Origin of the sequence: Micromonospora sp. M51 (assembly GCF_018070305.1) — a bacterium.
Classification (GTDB): domain Bacteria; phylum Actinomycetota; class Actinomycetes; order Mycobacteriales; family Micromonosporaceae; genus Micromonospora; species Micromonospora parva.
The window spans coordinates 1-1177 of the sequence record NZ_JAGPXZ010001192.1 but is presented as its reverse complement, the minus strand read 5'-3'; the positions used below and the strand labels follow the sequence as shown (position 1 = coordinate 1177).

1 pseudogene is annotated in these 1177 nt (G+C 77.5%); it reads right to left on the bottom strand.

What is annotated here, in order from left to right:
* Positions 1 to 1177, bottom strand: a pseudogene (locus KBX53_RS33595) (permease); the annotation flags it as partial.

Genomic DNA, 1177 nt, shown 5'->3' with positions numbered 1-1177 from the left:
GCCAGCACACCGAGCAGGGCGGCAGCGGCCGCGTAGACGCCCGCGGCGAGGCCGGTGGGGATGGCGGCGAGGGCGCTGATGGTGGCCCCGCCGACCACCGCCACGCTGACCCAGGGCAGATATTGCGGCACCTGTCGCCGCACCGCTGCCACGGCGGCCAGGCCGAGGCTGGTGGCCGCCAGCGCGGCGGTCAGCACCACCTCCGCCGAGTGTTCGAACTCGGCGGACAGTGCCGCCACCGCACCGGGCAGGGCCAGCAGGGCGGCACCGATCGCCGCGCCGCCGATCTGCGCCAGGTGGGGCGGCATCCCCTCGGTGTCGATGTCGGTGACCTGTGGGTCGGCGAGAACGCGGGCCAGCGTGGCCACCACCACGCCGATCAGAGCGATGCTGCCCAGCGCCAGGGCTGTGGTCCACGGGCGGACCAGCCCGGCTCCGGCGGCGTGCAGCGCGACGACCCCGGCCACTGTGGCCCGGGACAGCCCGGCGCGCGCCTCCTCGGTGGCCACCGCGGCCATGCCGAACACGGTGGCGACCATTCCGCCGACCAGGACCGGCGACCACCAGGCCAGATCGAATGCGGCCGGCGCGCCGATGGTGGCGAGCACCACCGCCACCCCGGACACGTCCCAGCGCCACGGCGGTGGGAGCAGAATGCCCGCGGCGAGGGCCAGCAGCGCCAGCGCGACCGGCGCCTGCCAGGTGGCACCGCCGACGGGGGCGGCCGGCCAGTCGCTCAGGTCGCCCCTCCAGATGGGGCCGGGGGTGGCCAGCACGCCGACCCCACCGCGCACCGCCGACCAGCCGGCGAGCACCCCGATCAGGGCGCCGCCGACGGTGAGGCCGAGGATCGGTCCGCGTCGCCACTCCTCGGGCATGCTGCGGGCGCCCACGGCGACCACCAGGAGCAGGGCGGCGGCCACCGCCAGCTGCGCGCCCGGGGCGAGGACCGCCCCGATCCGTACCAGGGTGGCGATCAGGGCGGTCGTGACCGCCGCGGCGGCCAGGTCCGAGCCGTCGAGGGTGAGGTCGGCGCGACGACCGGCGTCGATGGAGGGGGCCAGGAAGAGCAGGACCGCGGCGACCAGCAGGAGCGCGCCGACCCAGGCGTCGGCGACGGTCGCGCCGGGCGCCCCGAACGCGGCGGCGGTGACCACCAGCGCGCCCAGCCCGGTGC